Below are 388 nucleotides of genomic sequence, written 5' to 3' on the forward strand. Positions count from 1 at the left end.
CGATAGCACCCCAGCAACCACCAAGATCACCGACACCACGGATGACACGACGGTTAGCCTAAGTGCGACCTCAAGCATCACAGAAGCCGGTGCGGATGTTGTTTACACAGCGACACTGACAAATGCATCAGAAGGCGTGACCACGGTTACGCTCAGTAATGGTGAAACGATCAGCATCGCAGATGGGGCAACCTCAGGAACAGCAACGGTGACGGTCGCAGCAGACGAAGATGTCTACCTAGATGAAGAAACCATCTCCGCGAAAATCGAGACAGCCACAGGCGGGAACTTCGAAAACCTCGTTATCGATAGCACCCCAGCAACCACCAAGATCACCGACACCACGGATGACACGACGGTTAGCCTAAGTGCGACCTCAAGCATCACA

General features: G+C 53.9%; 1 protein-coding gene. It reads left to right on the forward strand.

Annotated features, from left to right (window positions below; translation table 11 throughout):
- On the forward strand, positions 1-388 hold a 388-nt coding region (locus Tanf_RS16570; RefSeq protein WP_046824563.1), incomplete at both ends, for an immunoglobulin-like domain-containing protein.

The organism is Tannerella forsythia (assembly GCF_001006485.1).
Taxonomy (GTDB): Bacteria; Bacteroidota; Bacteroidia; order Bacteroidales; family Tannerellaceae; genus Tannerella; species Tannerella forsythia.